This window comes from Micromonospora orduensis (assembly GCF_006228125.1).
Lineage (GTDB): Bacteria > Actinomycetota > Actinomycetes > Mycobacteriales > Micromonosporaceae > Micromonospora > Micromonospora orduensis.
Window position 1 is genome coordinate 1 of record NZ_VDFY01000115.1, and the last position, 19,622, is coordinate 19,622.

The 19,622-nt window shown below is 70.0% G+C and carries 16 protein-coding genes and 1 pseudogene; 14 read left to right on the forward strand and 3 right to left on the reverse strand.

From position 1 onward, the window contains the following. The first annotated feature begins 182 nt into the window (after positions 1-182). Positions 183-1,047: pseudogene (locus FHG89_RS08385) on the forward strand (IS5 family transposase). Between the two features lie 15 nt (positions 1,048-1,062). Here FHG89_RS08385 and FHG89_RS08390 read toward each other — a convergent pair. Next, positions 1,063-1,785, reverse strand: a complete 723-nt coding sequence (locus FHG89_RS08390; RefSeq protein ID WP_139583808.1) for a CBS domain-containing protein — start codon at positions 1,783-1,785, stop codon at positions 1,063-1,065. A 211-nt stretch (positions 1,786-1,996) separates the two neighbouring features. Between FHG89_RS08390 and FHG89_RS08395 the strand changes: the two genes are divergently transcribed. The 3 genes from FHG89_RS08395 to FHG89_RS08405 all read left to right on the forward strand — a co-directional run bounded on the left by FHG89_RS08395 (position 1,997) and on the right by FHG89_RS08405 (position 5,197). Further along, the gene (locus FHG89_RS08395; protein ID WP_139583794.1) at positions 1,997-2,908 is read left to right on the forward strand and encodes an ABC transporter ATP-binding protein; all 912 of its coding nucleotides are present in this window, start codon (positions 1,997-1,999) and stop codon (positions 2,906-2,908) included. Next, the gene (locus FHG89_RS08400) at positions 2,898-4,556 is read left to right on the forward strand and encodes an ABC transporter permease (RefSeq protein WP_139583795.1); all 1,659 of its coding nucleotides are present in this window, start codon (positions 2,898-2,900) and stop codon (positions 4,554-4,556) included. The genes FHG89_RS08395 and FHG89_RS08400 overlap by 11 nt, the downstream gene beginning before the upstream one ends. Positions 4,557-4,795: 239 nt before the next feature. Then, positions 4,796-5,197, forward strand: coding sequence for a hypothetical protein (locus FHG89_RS08405; protein ID WP_139583796.1), 402 nt, complete (start codon positions 4,796-4,798; stop codon positions 5,195-5,197). Positions 5,198-5,855: 658 nt separating this feature from the next. Here FHG89_RS08405 and FHG89_RS08410 read toward each other — a convergent pair. After that, a complete protein-coding gene (locus tag FHG89_RS08410) occupies positions 5,856-6,599 on the reverse strand; it encodes a GntR family transcriptional regulator (RefSeq protein ID WP_139583797.1) in 744 nt (247 codons plus the stop codon). A gap of 300 nt (positions 6,600-6,899) precedes the next feature. Here FHG89_RS08410 and FHG89_RS08415 point away from each other — a divergent pair, with 300 nt between their 5' ends. The 10 genes from FHG89_RS08415 (at position 6,900) to FHG89_RS08460 (ending at position 18,428) form a co-directional block, all read left to right on the forward strand. Further along, entirely contained in the window at positions 6,900-8,003 is a 1,104-nt protein-coding gene (locus tag FHG89_RS08415; RefSeq protein ID WP_139583798.1) for an ABC transporter substrate-binding protein, read from the forward strand. A 25-nt stretch (positions 8,004-8,028) separates the two neighbouring features. After that, the gene (locus FHG89_RS08420) at positions 8,029-9,564 is read left to right on the forward strand and encodes a sugar ABC transporter ATP-binding protein (protein ID WP_139583799.1); all 1,536 of its coding nucleotides are present in this window, start codon (positions 8,029-8,031) and stop codon (positions 9,562-9,564) included. Beyond that, positions 9,561-10,520, forward strand: coding sequence for an ABC transporter permease (locus FHG89_RS08425; RefSeq protein WP_139583800.1), 960 nt, complete (start codon positions 9,561-9,563; stop codon positions 10,518-10,520). Before FHG89_RS08420 ends, FHG89_RS08425 begins: the two co-directional genes overlap by 4 nt. Continuing rightward, positions 10,517-11,533, forward strand: a complete 1,017-nt coding sequence (locus FHG89_RS08430; RefSeq protein WP_139583801.1) for an ABC transporter permease — start codon at positions 10,517-10,519, stop codon at positions 11,531-11,533. Before FHG89_RS08425 ends, FHG89_RS08430 begins: the two co-directional genes overlap by 4 nt. Further along, the gene (gene lsrF / locus FHG89_RS08435) at positions 11,526-12,413 is read left to right on the forward strand and encodes a 3-hydroxy-5-phosphonooxypentane-2,4-dione thiolase (protein ID WP_139583802.1); all 888 of its coding nucleotides are present in this window, start codon (positions 11,526-11,528) and stop codon (positions 12,411-12,413) included. The genes FHG89_RS08430 and lsrF overlap by 8 nt, the downstream gene beginning before the upstream one ends. Positions 12,414-12,482: 69 nt before the next feature. Next, positions 12,483-14,144: a glycerol-3-phosphate dehydrogenase/oxidase gene (locus FHG89_RS08440; protein ID WP_139583803.1), complete on the forward strand. Its 1,662-nt coding sequence runs from the start codon at positions 12,483-12,485 to the stop codon at positions 14,142-14,144. After that, positions 14,141-15,670 carry an FGGY-family carbohydrate kinase gene (locus FHG89_RS08445; RefSeq protein WP_139583804.1) on the forward strand — a complete coding sequence of 510 codons (1,530 nt, stop codon included), beginning with the start codon at positions 14,141-14,143 and terminating at the stop codon, positions 15,668-15,670. Before FHG89_RS08440 ends, FHG89_RS08445 begins: the two co-directional genes overlap by 4 nt. 1,155 nt (positions 15,671-16,825) lie before the next feature. Continuing rightward, a complete protein-coding gene (locus tag FHG89_RS08450) occupies positions 16,826-17,044 on the forward strand; it encodes a hypothetical protein (RefSeq protein WP_139583805.1) in 219 nt (72 codons plus the stop codon). Between the two features lie 457 nt (positions 17,045-17,501). Then, on the forward strand, positions 17,502-17,864 hold the full coding sequence (locus FHG89_RS08455) for a VOC family protein (RefSeq protein WP_244200459.1): 363 nt from the start codon (positions 17,502-17,504) through the stop codon (positions 17,862-17,864). Between the two features lie 168 nt (positions 17,865-18,032). Continuing rightward, complete coding sequence (locus FHG89_RS08460) at positions 18,033-18,428, forward strand: VOC family protein (protein ID WP_139583806.1); 396 nt, start codon at positions 18,033-18,035, stop codon at positions 18,426-18,428. A 119-nt stretch (positions 18,429-18,547) separates the two neighbouring features. On the opposite strand, the gene FHG89_RS08465 is transcribed toward FHG89_RS08460, so the two are convergent. Beyond that, entirely contained in the window at positions 18,548-19,012 is a 465-nt protein-coding gene (locus tag FHG89_RS08465) for a hypothetical protein (RefSeq protein ID WP_139583807.1), read from the reverse strand. Positions 19,013-19,622 lie beyond the last annotated feature (610 nt).

The window sequence follows — 19,622 nt, forward strand, 5'->3', positions numbered from 1 at the left end:
GGGGGCGTTACGGTGGACCATGAGGACCTCCACGGGTCAGGTGCGGCTGTCTGGTAGCTCCACACCTACCCCGGAGGTCCTCACCCGTTCAAGATCCGACCCGTCACCAACGTCTATGCACAGAACACCTAGGGCGTGTCCTGTCGATCATGTAGTGGTTGATCGTTGACGATGTGTTGGTGGTGCGTCGTGGCGAGCTGATTAACGAGGCGTGGGCGGTGATCTTGCCGCTGCTACCAGAGCCTGGCGGTGCGCGGGGGCGGTGGCGGGATCATCGCCAGGTGATCAATGGGATCTTGTGGAAGCTGCGTACGGGTGCGCCGTGGCGTGACCTGCCGGAACGTTTCGGGCCGTGGAAGACCTGCCATGAGCGGCTGCGCCGGTGGACCGCGGATGGCACGTGGGATCGGATTCTCGCGGCGGCGCAGGTGCATGACGACGGCACACCGGTGCAGTGGACGATCAGCATCGAGTCGTCGATCGTGCGGGCGCATCAGCATTCCGCTGGCCCCCGCAAAGCGAGGGCTCCCCGACAAGTGCGGCGACGCCTGGTGCGCAGGATGGCGAGGCCATCGGACGATCCCGTGGTGGGCTGAGCACGAAGATCCACCTCGCCGTCGATGGTCGTGGCCGGCTGTTGTCGATCCTGCTCACCCCGGGTCAGGCCGGCGACAACCCCCAGCTCCTGGCGTTGCTCGACGCGATCTGGGTCAACGAGCCCGGGCCGGCCGGCCTCGCAAACGCCCCGATGTGCTGATCGCCGACAAGGGCTACGCGCATGACTCGACCCGCCGAGCCCTGCGACAGCGAGGCATCCGGCACGTCATCCCCGAACGCAGCGACCAGGTCGCCCGCCGTGCTGCCAAAGGCAGCGCCGGTGGGCGACCCCCGGCCTTCGACAAACAGGTCTACCGCAAACGCAACGTCGTGGAACGCTGCTTCAACAGGCTCAAGCAGTGGCGCGACCTGGCCACCCGCTACGCCAAACGGGCATCCCTCTACCAGGCCAGCCTCGTCCTCATTGCCGCCATCATCTGGCTTCCATGATCGACAGGACAGAACCTAGTCCTTCGAGGGCCGCAGAAGGCGTTCGGCGCTGCCGAACGGATAGCCCTTCGAGTGGGCGAGCTCCGAGTCGTCGTAGTCCCAACCCAGCTGGTCGACCACGTCGACGACGCCGGGGACGCTGGCGGTCAGCCGGACGACCAGGCCGGCGGTGCTTCTCCGCTCGACCCGTCCGGCGACGGTGACCACTCCGTTGGCGACGTCCACCTGCACGGCCACCGGATCGATCCAGAGCGCGCGCCGCAGCACGTTGTCGACGATGTCGTCGCGAATTTCGGAATCTGGACGCAGGTGCATGCGGAGCAGGTCACGCCGGGAAACCAGGCCCACCAGTCGGCCGTCGGCGTCGACAACCGGCAGCCGCTTGACCCGCTCGGCCTCCAGCCGCCGGGCCGCGGCCACCACGGACATCTCCGGGCGTACGGTGATCGCCGGGCTGGTCATCAGGTCCTCGGCCACGACGGCGTGCGCCTTGTCCCGCGCGAAGCGGCGCGAGGGTCGCTCGAAGATCCGCCGATGTTGCTCGTCGCCGACGAATTCGACCTTGTGCAGCAGATCCGCCTCGGAGACGACGCCGACTACGCGGCCATCATCGTCCACCACGGGCGCCGCGCTCACCTTGCGGTTTACGAGCGCATCCACGATCTCCCGATACGAGGTGCCGAGGGTTACCGACAGCACGTCCCGGGTCATGACATCCCGAACCAGCCATTGTGTCATCGCCGCCTCCTTGCCTCTCCTTCCCACGCTAAGTCCGCGGCCGTCCGTTGCCGAGGGGCATGCGGCAGGCCGCGGCGGGTCGTTCGGCCCGGCCGCCGAAGCCAAACGGCGCACACGTCAGTCACGGCGCGTCGGCGGCCGGGACTTCAGACCGCCCGCAACGGGTCTTGTCGCACTGTCGCCCGGACGCGCCAGGGGGCAGGGTGAAGCCATGCCTGCGGTCGTTGTCGAAGATCTGTCCAAAGAGTACGGGCGGCTACGCGCCGTCGAGGGATTGAGCTTCACCGTCGCCGAAGGCGAAGTCTTCGCCCTGCTCGGACCGAACGGGGCCGGCAAGACGACCACCATGGAGATCCTGGAGGGTTTCCGCGACCGCACCGCGGGCCGGGTCAGCGTCCTGGGTGTGGACCCGGCGACCGGCGGACGGGCCTATCGCGAACGGATCGGCATCGTCCTGCAGAGCGCCGGGTTCGAGGAGGAGTTCACGGTGCGCGAGCTGACCCGGCTGCACGCGTCCTTGTATCCCCGCAGATATCAGCCGGACGAGGTGATCGACCTGGTCGGGTTGTCCGCCAAGCGCGATGCCCGCGTCAAGACCCTCTCCGGCGGGCAACGCCGTCGGCTCGATCTCGCTCTGGGCCTGGTGGGGGCGCCCGAGCTGCTTTTCCTCGACGAGCCCACCACCGGCTTCGACCCGTCGGCCCGGCACCGCGCCTGGGACCTGATCCACCGATTGCGTGACTTGGGTACCACCATCCTGCTCACCACCCACTACATGGAGGAGGCGCAGCAGCTCGCCGACCGGGTTGCAGTGCTGCGCGCTGGCCGGCTCGTGGCGGTCGGCCGCCCGGATGAGCTGGGCGACGGCGGTCGACCGATGAGCACCTTGCGGTTCCGGCTGCCCGCCGGGATCTCCGCCGGCGACCTGCCCGCCCTCGCCGGAAAGGTCGCCACGACGGACGGTCTCGTCGAAGCCACCACAGCCTGGGCAACCAAGGACGTGCATACCTTGACGGGTTGGGCGTTGGAGCGTGACGTCGAGCTGGTGGGGCTCACCGTCGGCCACCCGACGCTTGAGGACGTGTACCTCCGGTTGATCGAGGAGGCCGGAGATGGCGACTGACACCATGCAACTGCCCGCGGCGCGCGCTGGCCAACGCCTGGGAGCACCGGGCCTGGTGGCCACGCTCACGGGCCAGGGCCTGCGATCCTTCTCGCGCAACCCGACCGCCGTGTTCTTCACGTTGGCCATGCCGCTGTTCTTCTTGGCGATCATCGGTGCGTTGTTCGGTGACGTGCGGGTCGGCCCGGGCGGCGACGTCCGGCTGGCACAGTTCTTCGCCCCGGCGATGGCGGTGTTCGGGGCGGTGGAGGCGGCGTTCTGCGTGCTGGCGGTGGACACCGCACTCCTGCGCGAGCGCGGGATTCTCCTCCGGATGCGCGGCACGCCCGCGCCGCCATGGGCAATCCTCGTCGGGCGGATCGGGGCGGCCGCTGTCGTTGCAATGGTCTCGGCCGCCGTCGTGGTCACCGCCGGGGTCGCCCTGTACGGCGTGCGGGTCAACTGGCGTTCGCTCCCCGCCGCGTTTGCGACCCTGCTGCTGGGCGTCGCCTGCTTCGCGGCGCTCGGGCTGGCCGTAGTGACGGTCGTGCGCACGTCGGTCGCGGCCCAGGCGTTCACCAATGGCGTCCTCATCCCGCTGGCATTCATCTCCGACATATTCGCGATGAGCACCTCCATGCCGGTCTGGCTGGAACGCCTCGGGTCGGCGCTGCCCCTGAAACACTTCGCCACCGCGTTCGCCCACTCGATAGACCCGTCCGCGTCCGGGGCCGGCCTCCCCGCGGACCACCTCGCCGTACTCGCGGGGTGGGGCATCGGTGCCACCCTGATCGCCTGGCGCTGGCTCGCCTGGGAACCGCGCGGCTCTGGCGGCGCGGTCGCCGGCGGGGTCGCTGCCCCCGAACGAGGCAGAGTCAAGCCGCTGCGTGCGGTGCGTGTTCGCCGCCCCTCACCATGGACGTCCGTGCGCATCCAAGCCGGCTACGCCCTGACCGGGCTGATCCGGGATGCGACTGCGGTTTTCTTCACCGTCATCTTCCCGATGCTGCTCGTCGCGCTCATGCCCGTGCTGACCGCCGGCGGCGCCGACCAGCGAACCGAGGTCGCGCGACTGATGCTGCCGGCGATGAGTGCTTACGGCATCGCCGTCGCCGCGTACGTCACCCTGCCGAGCGGCGTGGCAGAGGCTCGCGAGCGCGGTGCGTTGCGCCGCCTGCGAGGCACCCCGATGCCACCCTGGGCGTATCTCGCCGGGCGGGTAGCCGCGGCGCTGCTCGTCGCCGCCGCGACCGTCCTCGGCGCGGCCGCGGTGGCCGTGGTCGGCTACGGCGTGCGGATCGAGGCCGGCCGGCTGCCGGCGGCGCTCGTCGCGATCGCCGTGTCGGTCGGCTGCTTCGCCGCCTTGGGATTCGCCGTATTGGCGCTGGTCCGCCGGTCGCAGGCAATCACCGCCCTGACCCTCGGCACGCTCCTGCCGCTCAGCTTCTTCTCCGATGTCTTCGTGATCGGCGCCGATCTCCCGAAAGCCCTCGACGTTCTCGGCGACATCTTCCCGCTCAAGCACGCCGTGCACGCACTGGCCGAATCGCTCTCGGCAGCATCGACCGGTGCCGGCTTCGCGTGGGGCGACTTGGCCGTCCTGGCTGCGTGGAGCGTGGCCGGGATGCTCGTCGCGCGCCGGATGAGCTGGCGGGCCGAGGCGAGCTGACGATCATGCAGTCCGAGGGAGCGATGTGTACCATGTCGACCGCACGCCCACCGTCGTCGATGCGGCGACCGGGCGAAGCCGGTGGCTCGGTATCGCGCTGACACCCTGACCGGGCACAGCCCCAGCCGGCCGGACCAGTGAGTCTCCCACCTGCCCAGGTCCGCAACCGACTCGTGCTGGCCACCAGGATCATCATCACCGACCACTGGGCTCGGGCCGGTCGATGCCCAATCTGCCGCATGCCGCTTTGCCAGGCCATCCTGACCGCGTACGAATACGTGGAGATGGTCAGCGAGCGGCCCTACGTGCCACACGACGCCGCCGCTGAAACGGCCCCCGAGACCGTCTCCGAGGTCCATCGCCAGTTCGGCTGCATCGTGACCGTCTCGCAGTTCTTTGACGGACGGGCTCGCCTGCGCCCCGGCCTCGATGGCCGCAGCACAGGGCTGCAAGATCACGTCCCCAGGGGCTATCACCGGCCGGCCCCGAACATCGCTCAACGGCGACGGCCCGGCCCCGTGCTCCCAAACTGCTCCCAAAATAAGGGGGCACAAGCGGAGAAGCCCGTTACCGGCAACTCCGGCGACAGGCTATTTAACTGCGAATATTTACGGTGGGCGATACTGGGATCGAACCAGTGACCTCTTCGGCGTGAAGCAGGACGCCGCACCGACTCTGACCTGCAGAAAGGAGAAGCCGCAGGTGGGGGCGGGTGCAGTTGAGCACCGTTACGTGCTGTTGGATGCAGTTCAACGCCGTTCACTGCACCCGACTGCTCCCCACGTGCTCCCCGAGCCCCGGCGGGCGACCGCGGTTCGCGCGGCGCCTTGAGGCTTCACTTCGGCCCGCCCAAGGAACAGCACCAAGCCGACACTTACTCAGCGTGACCGGTGCGCTGAGACACCGCGCGCCCGGTCCGCGGCAAATCAGGGCACGTGATCTTGGCTGAGGTAGGCGACAGATCCGGGTCACGACCGTGGTGGGCAGCAGATCGTCGAACGGGTGCCGGTCGCGTTGACAGCGCAGCGGGAGTCCGGCAGCCGCCGACGTCACTTTGCATCTATGCTCCCGCACGGTGTCAGGGTCATGCTTGTTTGCACCGCGAATCTCGGAGGTCGTGTTGACGCAGCGGGCCGCGCGACTGGGCGCGGCCCACCACGCCGTCACGCCGAGGCTTCCCAGGGCCGTGTCCCCAGGCAGGGACGGGACGACGGACGTTATCGACAGACGAGCACGTCTTATGTCGGCACCCATGGGCCGGCTCGGTGGTCAGGCATTCCGAGTTACGCCCCAGGGGGCTCAGCGGATGCCCACGAAGAACCGGGTCTGGTCACTGCGGTGCAACGCGTAGTAGGCCTCGAAACGGGTGCCGTCGGGCAACCAGGCTACGGATTCGATGCCGAGCAGGGGCGTTGAGGTGGTGACTTCGAGCAACGCGGCGTCCTCAGGCTCGGGGAAGACCGCTTCGATCCAACGGTCGGCCGCGGAAGCCTCCAGCCCGTATCGGCGGCGCAGGACGTCGTACAGGGACTGGTTCTCGAGCACGGCGCGCTCCAGGCCGGGCACCAGGCGGGCCGGTAGGGCGGTGTCGACGAGCAGCCACGGCTGTCCGTCGACCCGTCGGAGTCTGCGCATCCGTACGACCTGCTCGCCGTGCGGGATCTGCAGCAGCTCGGCTTCGCGCTTGTCCGCCTCGCCGAGGCTCTGACTGATCGTGTGGGTGGCCACCCTGCGGCCGGACTCTCGCAGATCGTGGGCTGATCCGGACACCGAGCCGACGAAGTGCAGCTCCGTCTTACGTGGAGCGACGAATGCACCCCGCCCTTTGACCTTGTAGATCATCCGCTGCTGGACGAGTTCACGCAGCGCTTCCCGCACCACGGTTCGCGAGACGCCGAAGATGTCGGTCAACTCCGCCTCGGACGGCAGCGGCTGGTCCGGGCCGATCTCACCTGTCTCGATCTGACTGCGCAGCGCTCGCATCAGCTGCATCCACAGCGGTTCGCCCCCGTCACGGGTCAACCGCCGGTAGGTCATCGTCATGGATCCCCTTCTCACCGATCGCGTACAGCATGCCATGCCGCCAGGGCTGTCACTACAGGATCCTTGGGTGTCCTGATACCGGATGTTGGCTGGTCAGTGTCCTGTCGGACAGTCCTCCTGGCCGTTATGCCTCTGTCACCAAAAACACTGTGACGTGCAACACGTTCTTGACGCAAGTCTGGCGTACCTGTCACTACAGGTCTGTAATAACTGCACCTCGCCCCACCCCCGTGGCGGCCAGGCAATCTGCGCACACCGCGTCCCGCTCCGGCGGGCCCGCTCTTCCTGGAGGCCCCCACCATGCGCATCCACCACACATCCCGGCGCTGGCGCGCCGCAGCCGCAGCCTCGCTCGTGGCCGCGATCGCGGTAGCGGGGTCCGGTTGCGGCTCCCGCTCGAACGACGGCGGCGGGAGCGGAAGCGGCGACAAGCCGTTCATCGCCCTCAGCAACGGCTTCATCGGCAACGGCTGGCGGCAGACGATGATCGCCAAGTTCGAGGCCGCCGCCACCCAGGCGCAGAGCGACGGGCTGCTCGGCAAGTTCAAGGTCGTCAACGCGCCCGGCGAGAACTCAGCCACCGAGCAGGTCGCCCAGATCAAGAGCCTGCTGCTGCAGAAGCCGGACGCGCTGCTCATCGACCCGGCCTCGCCGACCGCGCTCAAGCCGGTCATCCAGCAGGCCTGCGACGCCGGCATCAAGGTGGTCGTCTTCGACTCGGCGATCGACGCCCCCTGCGCCCACGTGCTGCTCAATAGCTTCAAGGACTGGGCGACGGCCGCGGCCGAGCCGCTGGTCAAGGGCATCGGCGGCAAGGGCACCGTCATCGTCAGCCGGGGCGTGGTCGGCTCCCAGCCCGAGGAGGAGATGTACAAGACCACGCAGGAGATCCTGGCCGCCAACCCGGAGGTCAAGGTCGCCGCGACTGTCAACGGGATGTGCGACGGCGCCAAGGCGCAGAAGGCCGTGCTTGGCGTGCTCTCCAGCGTGCCGAAGGTGGACGGCGTCATCGGCTGCGGCGACGGCTACGGCGTCGCCCAGGCCTTCTCCACGGCCGGCAAGCCGATCCCGGCGCTCACCTTCGAGACCAACGGCCGCGCGCTGAACTACTGGAACGACAGCAAGCTCGACAACGGCTCGGTCGCGGTCATGTCCGACCCGGGCCAGTCGGTTGCCGCCCTCTGGGAGGCGATCGACCTGCTCGACGGCAAGGACATCCCCAAGCAGCTGACCTTCCCGATCGTGCTGGTGGAGCAGAAGGACCTCGGCGCCTGGGCCAGCGCGCTCAAGCCCGACGAGTACGCCGCCTGGCCGTGGACCCAGGACCTCTTCCGCAAGCAGGTCGAGGCCGTGAAGACCGGCGGCGCGCCGGTCCAGCCGCCGATCCCGTCGGCCGCCAACTGACCGGGACATCCCGAAGGAGCGGATCATGCACGTCGACAACCTGCCGGTGGGGCCGCTCGCGGCCCCGCCGTCGGGCGACCGGGAGCCCACCGGGGCCCAGCCGGTCGTCACCGCACGGCAGGTGACCCGGACGTACGGACGTACCCGGGCCCTCACCGGCGTGGACCTTGAGGTCCGCGCCGGGGAGGTGCTCGGCCTGGTCGGTCACAACGGCGCCGGCAAGAGCACGCTGATGCGCGTCCTCGCCGGCCTCGAAGCGTGCGACGAGGGTGTGGTCACCGTGCGCGGGCAGGAGGTGCCGCGCGACGTCCGGCCGGGGGCTGCGGAGTTCCGCGCCGTACGGATGGCCTACCAGGAAACGTCGCTCTGCCCCGACCTCACCGTCGCGGAGAACATCTGGATCTCCTCGCGGCGCTGCCTGCCCCGGCTGCGGTGGCGGCGGGCGGCCAGCGCGGCGGTCCAACGCCGGCTGGACGAGATGTTCCCGGGTCACGGGGTGGTGCCCCGGGACCGCGTGGAGGCCCTCACCCTGGCCCGCCGGCAGATGGTGGAGATCGCCCGGGCGAGCCTGGTCGACCGCCTCGACCTGCTGATCCTGGACGAGCCGACCGAGTCCCTCGGCCCGGACGCCGCCCGCTCCCTGTACGACCACGTCCGCACCCTCACCGCGCGGGGCACGGCCGTGCTGCTCATCTCGCACCGCATCCGCGAGGTGCTGTCGGTGGCCGACCGGGTCGCCGTGATGCGCGACGGGGCGGTGGTGGCGGACAAGCCGGCGGCCGGCCTCAGCGAGGACGACGTCCTCGTGCTGATGGGGGCCGAGGTGGCCGCCCCGGCCGATCCCGGCCCGGCGCCGGCGGCCGTACCGGCCGGCGACCGGCCGGTCATCGCCGAACTGCGCGCCGCCAGCGGCCACGGCCTGCACGACGTGTCGGTCCGGGTCGGTGCCGGCGAGGTCGTGGGCCTGGCCGGACTCGCCGGACAGGGCCAGCAGGAGGTGCTCGAACGGCTGTGGCGCCCGGTCCGGAAGGACACCACGGTGCTCGGCAGCCGCGCGTACGTGCCGGGCGACCGGCAGCGCTCCGGCGTACTCCCGCTGTGGTCCGTCGCGGAGAACCTCATCGTCACCGCGATGCGCGGCCTGGCCCGGTACGGCGTCCGCCGCCGGGCCGAGGAAGCTGCGGCCGTGCGGAGTTGGGTCGACCGGCTGGCCATCCGCGGCGGCGCCGACGCGGGCATGACCGAGCTCAGCGGCGGCAACCAGCAGAAGGTCATCGTCGCCCGGGCGTTCGCCTCGACGGCCGACCTCGTCCTGCTCGACGACCCGTTCCGCGGGGTCGACGTGCACACCAAGACCGACCTCTACTCGCTCATCCGCGAGGAGGCGGCCAACGGCCGCAGCGTCGTCTGGCACTCGAGCGAGAACGCCGAGATGGCGCACTGCGACCGGGTCTACGTGCTGCGCGCCGGCCGGGTCGTCGCCGAACTGGCCGGCGAGGAGATCTCGGAGGAACGGATCATCGCCGTCTCCTTCGCCGAGTCCACGGAGGCACCGCAATGACCAACCTCGTCGTGGCGGCCGTGCCGCCACGGGCCCAACTGCGCCGCCTCGCGCCGGCCATGGTCAGCACCATCGCCATGTTCGCGATGGTCGCCGTCTGCGCGTCACTGCAGTCGGACGTGCTGACCGTCACCGGCCTCACCCTGATCCTCTCGGCGACCGTCCCGCTGGTCATCGCGGCCCAGGCCCAGATGATGCTGATGTCGGTCGGCGACATCGACCTCGGTATCGGCAACTTCGTCGGCCTGGTCACCGTCATCACCGCCACCAAGCTGGTGTCCTCCCCCGGCACCGGCATGCTGTTCCTGGTCGGCCTCGTCGCCGCGTACGCCCTGCTGGGCGCGCTGATCCACCTACGCCGGGTGCCCTCGCTGATCGCCACCCTCGGCGCCTCGTTCGTCTGGCTGGGGCTGGGCCTGTTCGTCCTGCCCACCCCCGGCGGCAGCACGCCGACATGGCTGGCCACCTTCGGGTCTTGGGCGCCGGCCGGGTTCCCGGCGCCGCTGCTGCCGATCCTGGTGGCGTCGGCGCTGGTCTGGCTGCTCGCCTCCCGCGGCTCCGTCGGGGTGCGGGTCCGCGCCTTCGGCAGCAACCCGGTCGCGCTGCAACGCGCCGGCTTGAGCCCGTTGGCCGCGCGGGTCGTCGCGTACGGCGTGGCCGGCGCGCTCGGCGTGCTCGCCGGTCTCCTGCTGGCCTCGCAGACCGGCGGTGGGGACGTCTCGTCCGCCTCCAGCTACACCCTGATCACGGTCGCCGCGGTGATCCTCGGCGGTGGCTCCTTCCGGGGCGGCAACGCCGTGCCGTGGGGCGTCGCCATCGGTGGCGTGACGCTCGGCCTGGTCAGCGTCGTCCTCAGCCTGCTCGACGTGCCGTCCAACATGCAGTCGGCCGTCCAGGGCGCGATCGTGCTGGCCGTGCTCGCCGGCCGCGTCGTGGTCGGAAAGGTGCTCCGATGACTCTCCGTACGCTCGCCCGCCCCTGGATCTGGGGCTTCGTCGCCTCCGCGCTCGTCTGGGCCACCATTCTGGCGCTGTCCAGCCAGGGTGGCGGGCAGACCGTCTCCCTGGCGCTGTCCCTGGCGCCGTACCTGGTCATCGTCGGCCTAGGCCAGATGCTCGTGATCACCGCCGGCCCGGGCAACATCGACGTTTCGGTGGCGCCGGTCATCTCGCTGGCCGGGTTCGTCGCGGTCGCGGCGACCGCGGCGACCGGCTCGGTGGCGGTCGGCGTCCTGGCGGGAATCGGGACCGGCCTGGCCGTCGCCGCGATCAGCGTGCTGGCCATCCTCGGCCTGTCCATCCCCCCGATCATCGCCACCCTGGCGGCCGGGCTAATCGCCTCGTCGCTGACCCTGTCGCTGGCCGACGGCTTCACCGCCGTGCCCGACGAGGGGCTGCGCCAGCTGCTCAACCTGCGCCCCGCGGGGGTGCCGGTGCTGGCGGTCGCCGTGGCCGTGCTCACCGCGCTGGTCGTCGCCCTGCTCAGCCGTACGACGTACGGGCGGTCGCTGCTCGCCGTCGGCCAGAGCCGGCCGGCCGCAGAACGGGCCGGCATCCCGGTGGCCCGGGTCCTCGCCGCCACGTACTTGGCCAGCGGCGCCCTCGCCGGACTGGCCGGCGCCCTGCTGGCGGCGTACATCGCGCCCTCGCCCGACCTGGGCACCCGGTACCTGCTCGACTCGGTCGCCGTCGTCGTCATCGGCGGGACGCTCATCTCGGGCGGTCGCGCCGTGCCGGTGGGCATCTGGGGCAGCGCTCTCTTCTTCATCCTGCTCGACGGCCTGGTGAACCTGGTCGGCTGGAGCACCGCAGCGCAGAACCTGCTCAAGGGTGGTCTGGTGCTCTTCGTCCTTTTCCTTGCCGGTGGCGGAACGCGCCGCGACGCCACCACCTCCCGACCCCGGCGACGGCCGCGCCCCGCGACCGCCGCCACCGCCGCAACAACCACAGGAGACAACACCCATGGCTGACACCGACGGTCTGCTCGACGCCCGCACCTTCACCGGCGGCGAACGGCCGGCCACCGGCTTCCACGTCAAGGGCGCCCACGCGCAGGACTGGGGGCTACAGAACCGGCTCGCCCGGATCTTCCGGCCCGACAACGGCCGTACCGTGATGCTGGCCTTCGATCACGGCTACTTCCTCGGCCCGATGGCCGGCCTGGAGCGGATCGACACCAACATCGCCCCGCTCGTACCGCAGGCCGACGCGATCATGATGACCCGGGGCGCGCTACGCACCAGCATCCCGTCGCATAGCACGGCGGGCGTGGTGCTGCGCGCCAGCGGCGGCCCGAGCGTGCTGCGGGACCTCTCCGACGAGCACATCGCGATCGACATCGAGGACGCGGTACGGCTCAACGCGGCGGCCCTGGCGATCCAGGTGTTCATCGGCGGCGAGCACGAGTCGCGCTCCGTGGCCAACCTGGCCAAGCTGGTCGACGCCGGGCAGCGGCACGGCGTCGCCGTCCTCGGCGTGACCGCGGTCGGCAAGGACATGGTCCGCGACGCCCGCTACTTCCGACTCGCCACCCGGATCAGCGCCGAGATGGGCGCGCACATCGTCAAGACGTACTACGTCAACGAGGGCTTCGAGACCGTGACCGCCAGCTGCCCGGTGCCGATCATCGTCGCCGGCGGCAAGAAGCTCCCCGAGATCGACGCGCTGACGATGGCGTACCGGTCGATGCAGGAAGGTGCCGCGGGCGTCGACATGGGCCGCAACATCTTCCAGAGCGATCACCCGGCGGCGATGCTCGCCGCGGTCCGTGCCGTGGTGCACGACGACGCCAAGCCGGAGGAAGCCCACGAGCTCTTCCGCGAGCGGTCGGCCGGTTCCGCCGCATCCTGACCACCCCCAGGGGCGCGGGTTCCCAGCACGCAACTACGGACCCGCGCCCCCACACCTCCGGGAGCCCTCATGTCGTATCCGCAGACCGGACCCGATGACGTCGTCGACCTCGTCATCGTCGGCGCCGGCATCAACGGCCTTGCCATCGCCAGAGACGCCGCCGACCGCGGCCTGAGTGTCGTCGTCGTGGACCGGGGCGACATCGGCGCCGGTACGACGAGCACATCGAGCCGGCTCATCCACGGTGGCCTGAAGTACCTCGAACGCTACGACTTCACCCTGGTCAACGAGTCCATCCGCGAACGCCACCTGCTGTTTCGCACCGCACCGCACCTGGTGCACGACTACCCGATGCTCATCCCGTCCTACGCTGGCGACAGCCGGCCGGGACCGCTGGTCCGGCTCGGCCTGGCGGCCTTCGACGTGCTGGCCGCCCGCCGCGGACGCGGGATCAGCCGGGGCCTGTCCGCCCGGAGGATCGGGCAGCGCTGGCCGCAGCTGTCGCGCGACGGGCTGCGCGGTGGGGTGCTCTTCCGCGACGCGCAGGTGCCCTGGGCCGAGCGGCTCTGCGTCGAGCTGCTGCTCGACGCAGAACGGCTGGGCGCGCGGGTACTGACGTACACCACGGTGACCGGGCTCATCGTCTCCGACGGCAGCGTGCTCGGGGTCCGGACCAGGGACAATCGGTCCGGGCACGAGGGGCGGATCCGGGCCCGGCTCACCGTGAACGCCGCCGGGCCGTGGATCGATGACATCCTGCGCGGGCAGGTCGAGAGCCGGCGGCTGAACGGCGGCACCAAGGGCAGCCACATCATCCTCGATCCGTTCCCCGGCGCCCCGGACACCTGCATCTTCTTCGAGGCCGCCGCCGACCAGCGGCCGATCTTCATCTTCCCGTGGGAGGGTCGGTACATCCTGGGCAGCACCGACCTCACGTACGACGGGGACCTCGACGAGGTCGTCGCCAGCGACGCCGAGATCGAGTACCTGCTCAACGAGACCAACCGGATCATTCCGCAGGCCAGGCTCACCCCGGCCGACGTGCTCTACAGCGTCGCCGGGATCCGCCCGCTGCCGCACACGGCCGGCGTCTCGGACAACGCCAAGATCAGCCGTGGGCACACCGTGCTCGACCACGCGCCGGCGTACGCCGGACTGCTGTCGATCATCGGCGGTAAGCTGACCACCCACCGGGCGCTCGGTGAGGACGCCACCGACGCGGCGCTGAAGGTGCTCGGCCGGCCCCGTGGACGGTGCACCACCCGTACGCGGCCGCTGCCCGGCGCCGATACCGCCGACTGGCGTACCTTCCGCGCGGAGTTCCAGCGCTCGGCGACCCCGTTCACCGCCGAACAGCGGGCCCGACTGCTCGACCTGTACGGAGTGCGGGCGCGCCGCGTGCGCGAACTCGTCGTCGCCGATCCGTCACTCGCCGAGGTCGTCGACGAGCAGACCGGCGCGGTAGCCGCCGAGATCGTCATAGCGTTCCGCGAGGAGAGGGCCGTGACGTTGGCAGACGTCCTGCTGCGTCGTACCCTAATCGGCCTCGGCCCGGACATGGCGGTGTCGACGGCCGTGAACTGCGCGGACGTCGCTGTACGGCATCTCGGCTGGGACGACGAACGGGCCCGCGCCGAGGTGGCCGCCTACCACGCCGAGCTGCGACGCTTCCGCCCGCGCACGCTGAACCTCTCGGCGGCAACCCCGAACAGCGAGAGGAGGACGTCGTGACGACACCGCACACCTGCTACCTCGGGGTCGACGTCGGGCTCACCGCCACCAAGGCGGCCGCCTTCGACGTCGAGGGCCGCGAGCTGGCCGTCGTGCACGCCCGCACGCCGCGCACCAGCGTGACCGCCCACCGCCACGACGTGGACATGCTCGCGCTGGCCGACACGGTGATGTCACTGCTCGGCGAGGTCACCGGCAAGCTGGCCGCCGAGGGGTACGCCCCGGCCGGCATCGGGGTGGCCGCCCACGGCAACGGCCTCTACCCGGTCGACGAGGCGCTGCGTCCGGTGGGGCCGGCCATCGCCTCGTCGGACAGCCGCGCCCAGCGGATCGTCCAGGCACTCCCGCCGGAGGGGGCACGCCGGCTGGCCGAGGAGACCGGATCGATTCCCTGGGCCGCCCAGCCGAGCGTCCTGCTGCGCTGGCTCCGGGACAACGAACCGGACGCCTACGCGGCCACCCGGTGGGCCCTCTCCTGCAAGGACTGGGTCACCTCGCAGCTCACCGGCGTGGCCAGCGCCGACTACAGCGACGCCAGCGCCTTCGGAATGGTCGCCCTCGGCACCCGCGCCTACACCGCCACCGCGCTCGAACTGGTCGGGCTGCCGGCCACCGACCTCGACCGGTTTCCGCCGCTGCGGCGCTCCGACGAGGTGGTCGCCGGGCTGAGCGCCGTGGCCGCGGCCCGCACCGGACTCCCCGAGGGTCTGCCGGTCATCGCAGGCTGCATGGACTGCGTGGCGGCGACCCTCGGCGCCGGGGGTCGGGAGGTCGGGGATGGGACGATCATCGTCGGCACCTGGGCAATCAACGGTGTCGTCGTCCCCGCGCGCGCTCCCGCCCCCGAGGTCACCCTCAGCGCGTTTATGCCCGACCCTGCCACGATGCTGGCAATGGAGGTAGCGCCGACCTCGGCGGCGAACCTGGAATGGCTCGCCTGCGCCGGGGTCGCGCACGACCAGGTCGGCGGCGTCGCCGCAGCGGAGCTCCTGCAGGAAGCGGCCACCGTGCCACCCGGCGCCGACGGCCTGCTGTTCCTGCCGTTCGTCAACGGGTCGCCCGAGCACCCGTCGGCGTCCGGCACCTTCCTCGGCATCTCCAGCAATCACCGCCGCGGGCACCTCACCCGAGCCGTCATCGAGGGGGTCGCCCAGTACCACCGGGTGCAGCTCGACCGGGTGCTGGCCAGCGGCGCGGATGTCGGGGACCACCCCTGGCGGCTGGCCGGCGGAGGCGCCCGATCAACCGTCTGGGCGCAGATCTTCGCCGATGTACTGGGACGACCCGTCCGGCGCCAGCTCACCAGCGAGCTGGGAGCCCGCGGAGTCGCCTCCCTGCTGCCCGGCGCCCTCGCCCACGACGTGCCGCCGTGGACCGTCAACGATGAGGACGACCTGTGCGTGCACCCGGGGCCCGACCGGGCCGCGTACCTTGAGCACTCCCAGGTGTTCGACCGCTGTCTCGCCCGCATGTCCTCCGTATGGTCGGAGGTCGAGCGCTACCGCACCGCCGATAGGAACTCCTGAGATAATGATGTTGGGCGGATCCGGTGGGCTTGAGGATCGTTCTGCCTGAATGTAAGGGGGGCGAGCAGCCGCGGTGGACCTCTCGGACGATCCTGGACCGAGACCACACCGCTGCTGCCCCTACCACCTCACCTAATCGGTTGCCCCGTTCGGAAGCCACCGGATGCCCACGGTGCGCGGCTCGCGTATCCGAGTTGGAGCACTAGCAGCTACGTTCGACCTCTTCGGTGTGAATGAATGCCGGCCGATGGCCCTGACCTGCGGTAACAGGGCGTGACCTGAGGTGGTAGGCCCGAAAGTTGTAGGCGCGTATAGGCGCTTTCAACATGCCATATCAAGATCGTGACTCACCAGCGACTCACGAGCCGGACGCCCGGGCTCGCTTGAGCGCCGCCCGCGCCAGCTCTGACCGCTCTTCTCGCGAGTGCAGATACCGCTGCGCCGACCGCAGATCCTCGTGGCCCATCAGCGCCATCACGTCGTGCACCCGTGGCGACCTCGTCGGTCGCACCGCCGTGTCCACCCTCGAACCCAAATACCGCGACGGCCACCTCACCCGCCTCGCCACGTCGACCACGGCCACCCTCGCCTGGCTCGTCGACGCTCTGCGGCTCCCCGCCGGCGACCCAGGCCAGCAACTCGCCCACGCGCGGCACCCACCCTCCGGCCGTCGACCGCACGGGAGCTGACGCTGTGGCTCGACGAAGCCGACCAGCGGATCCGCGACACCCTCCGCCTCGACCCCGACGGCACACCGCTGCCCCCGCTGCGCCTGCCGCCAGCTGGTCGCCCCCACCACCGGACCCCGGGCCGCGTGGACCGTCACCTGCACCTCGACCTGCCGGTGCGTTGGGCGATGCCTGCCCGTGCACAATACCCGTCCGGCCCGCCGGCATCCCGCACTCTGGGGCCCCAGATCACCCGCTCACCACGTGTACAAGGTCGAATCCGGACGCGACGCACGAGCCGAACGCGAGCGGCGCGAGCGGGCGGCCGAGGATCGGCGCTGCCAAGCGTCCCTGGTTTCCTACTGGTATGGACCGAGCGCCGAACCGGACCCCACCACCCCCGAAAGGCTTCATCTGTGGGGCACATGGGTGCTCAACGCATCCCGGCTCACCCATCTACGACGTATCCGCGGAGCTCCACGCACCGGTGATCGAGTTCGGCGGCGGGTTCAAGATTCCCATCCATCAGGTTGTTCCCCCGGGACGCGGCGAGCAGATGTTGGGGCAACTCTACGGCGTGGGCGCCCATGAGGGACCGGGCAAGATCAAGGTCGCCGCGAGGCTGACCTTTCGCGACGCGGCAGGGCGGCACTGGCTGCGCGACAAGCACGGATACCTGTACGAGGTGAAGGCGCCGCCACGCTGAACCACGAATTGGCCCAGCAGCAGCCGAACGACCGGAGCGGCCGCTGACTACGTCGACCGACCGGGAGGTGACCATGCCCAGACCCGGCAGCATCACCACTGTCGCTGGCGGCGCAATGTTGCTCCAACGGGCAGGCCTTCTCCATCGCGTCAACGCATCTTGGCGGCATCTGATCGGGGACCTCGGTGGGAGGTGATGGCTACGGCTGTCGCGACGGTCATTCATATGTCGCTGCCGGTGTTGCGCGGGAAACGACCTACGCACTTGCTCCGTTCGGACGCGATCACGAGCCCCGAGCTCGAAACTCCGTGGCCTGCTTGCACCTCCGCCTACATCCGGATCTGCCGCGTCCGGGCCTACGGACCGTGACCGGATACCCGGTGCCGCAACGTCCGGTCATGCCGAGATGAGTGCGCCCAGTGGGAGCGGGCTGCACATCGTCGCTATGGTCGGTGTCGTGGAGACACTGGGCCGACTTGCCGGAGTCACGGTCGACTGCCGGGATCCGCAGCGACTGGCTGACTTCTGGTCCGTGGTGCTTGGAGGACGCGTGACGGAGTCTCTTCCCGGCTGGCGGCGCGTCACTGTCGCCGGCGGCGGCCCGGTGCTGACATTCCAGCCGGTCCCGGAGCCCAAGGCCGGCAAGACGCGCCTACACCTCGACATCGCCGTTACCGACGTTGACGAAGCGGTCGATCGGATCGGGATGTTGGGCGGGCGGTGGACAGGTGAACGGCATGACTACCAAGAGGGCGCAGTCCTCGTCATGACCGACCCGGAGGACAACGAGTTCTGCGTCGTGCAGTACTACCGGGTGTGATCTGGTTAGGCTTTCGACCGAGCATCCGAGACCTGCTGATGGCGTCGTACGCACCGTCGTCGTTGCACACTGATCACAAGCGGCCGCGAGAGTGTGGAGCCGTCGACAGACTCTTCTGCCGCTGTCGGCGCGCGGGCGGCGAGCACGACGGACCCTGCGTACGCTGCCGTGGTGCAGATCGACTTGGTTGCCCTGATCGTTGACGAGTACGACCCCGCGATCGCGTTCTTCACCGACGTACTCGGCTTCGATCTCGTCGAGGATTCCCCCTCGCTGACCACTGACGGGCGGCCCAAGCGGTGGGTCGTCGTCCGGCCGCCGGGTGCCCAGACCGGGATTCTCCTCGCTCGCGCCGACGGAGAACACCAACGTGCCGCAACCGGTAACCAGGTAGCCGGCCGGGTCGGGTTCTTCCTCCGAGTCGACGACTTCGACGCCGCTTACCGACGGATGGCCGAGGCCGGTGTCACCTTCGTCCGGGAGCCACGGGCAGAGCCCTATGGCCGGGTCGCGGTCTTCCTCGACATCGCCGGCAACCGGTGGGACCTCCTCGGATCCGCATGACGTCGCCGCAGTTGCCAGTCGAGGCGCCCAGGTCAGACGTCCTAATTTGCCGCCGACCGTGCACGCTGGTGGCGTCATCGTAACTGGGTGTACGCGATCGAGAGCGGCCGCCGTTCTCGTCAGAGAAGTAGCTCGTAGCGGCTGACCAGCGTTCGGGTGCCGCCGCCGGAGCGCTGACCGGGAGCGCCGCCGACTTCGACGTCACCGCGGTGGTGAAAGCCGGCGGCGTCGTGGGCGCGTGCCCGATCCGCGGCCCAGGTCAGGATGGCGCTGCCGGTACCGACAGCCCACCTTTCCACCGCCATCCGGTGCAGGTAGCCGGCTCGACCCAAGCAGTCGCTCCATACGGGATCGGACCAGTCGAGCGTCACCGTGCCCGCGGTGCGACCGTTGGCACGTACCAGCCAGGTTTCCCCGCGCTCAACGGCCGGTGTTATCCATTCGGTGACAAACCGGTCCGGCCATTGCTGGATGCCGGCGGCGGTGAGCCAGGCCGCGGCGTGGTCGAGCACCGCTAGGACGTCCGCCACGTCCGCGGCCGTCGCACGAACGAACTGCAGATCCCCGTGGATTCGGCTCGTCATGCCACCAGTTTCTCAGCGCCATTCCGGTTCGCTTGTCCCGACGCCGGGCCACGCCAACCGGAGGGCCGCTGCGGCATCCGCTTCTGCCGCAGACAACGCGCGGTTAACCGCCAATCTCCGCGTGACAGGCGTGGGTTGCGGCTACGTTCGGTGACCGGCGGGTAGTAGTGACCAGCCTGTGGTGGGGCCGGTTATGACCGTCTTGGTGGAGCCGACGAACGCCGCCACAACCAGGCGGGCATGATGCCAGGAGTGATGAGGTAGATCGCGAGACTGATGGTGGTCAGCGCGGCCACGCCTCACCATCGTCGTGTCACCACGCCTCCTATCAGCAGCACCATGTCGCCGTCCGGGCAAAGCAACAGCAACTCATCACCTTGTGGCCTGGCCGGAGGCGATCAAACCTCCGGCCAGTTCGTCGGTGATTTCGGCTATCGCTTGGGCGGCCGGATGCCGGGCATGCCAAGTCCGACGACGCCGGTGGGGTCTGCTGCACCGATAGGTGACAGTTTCAGTCACGCGGCCTGACTGGCCGGTGGGGTCATGATGGTCTCGTACTCGATAGGGGTCAACCGGGACAGGGATCGTTGGCGTCGACGGCGGTGGTAGG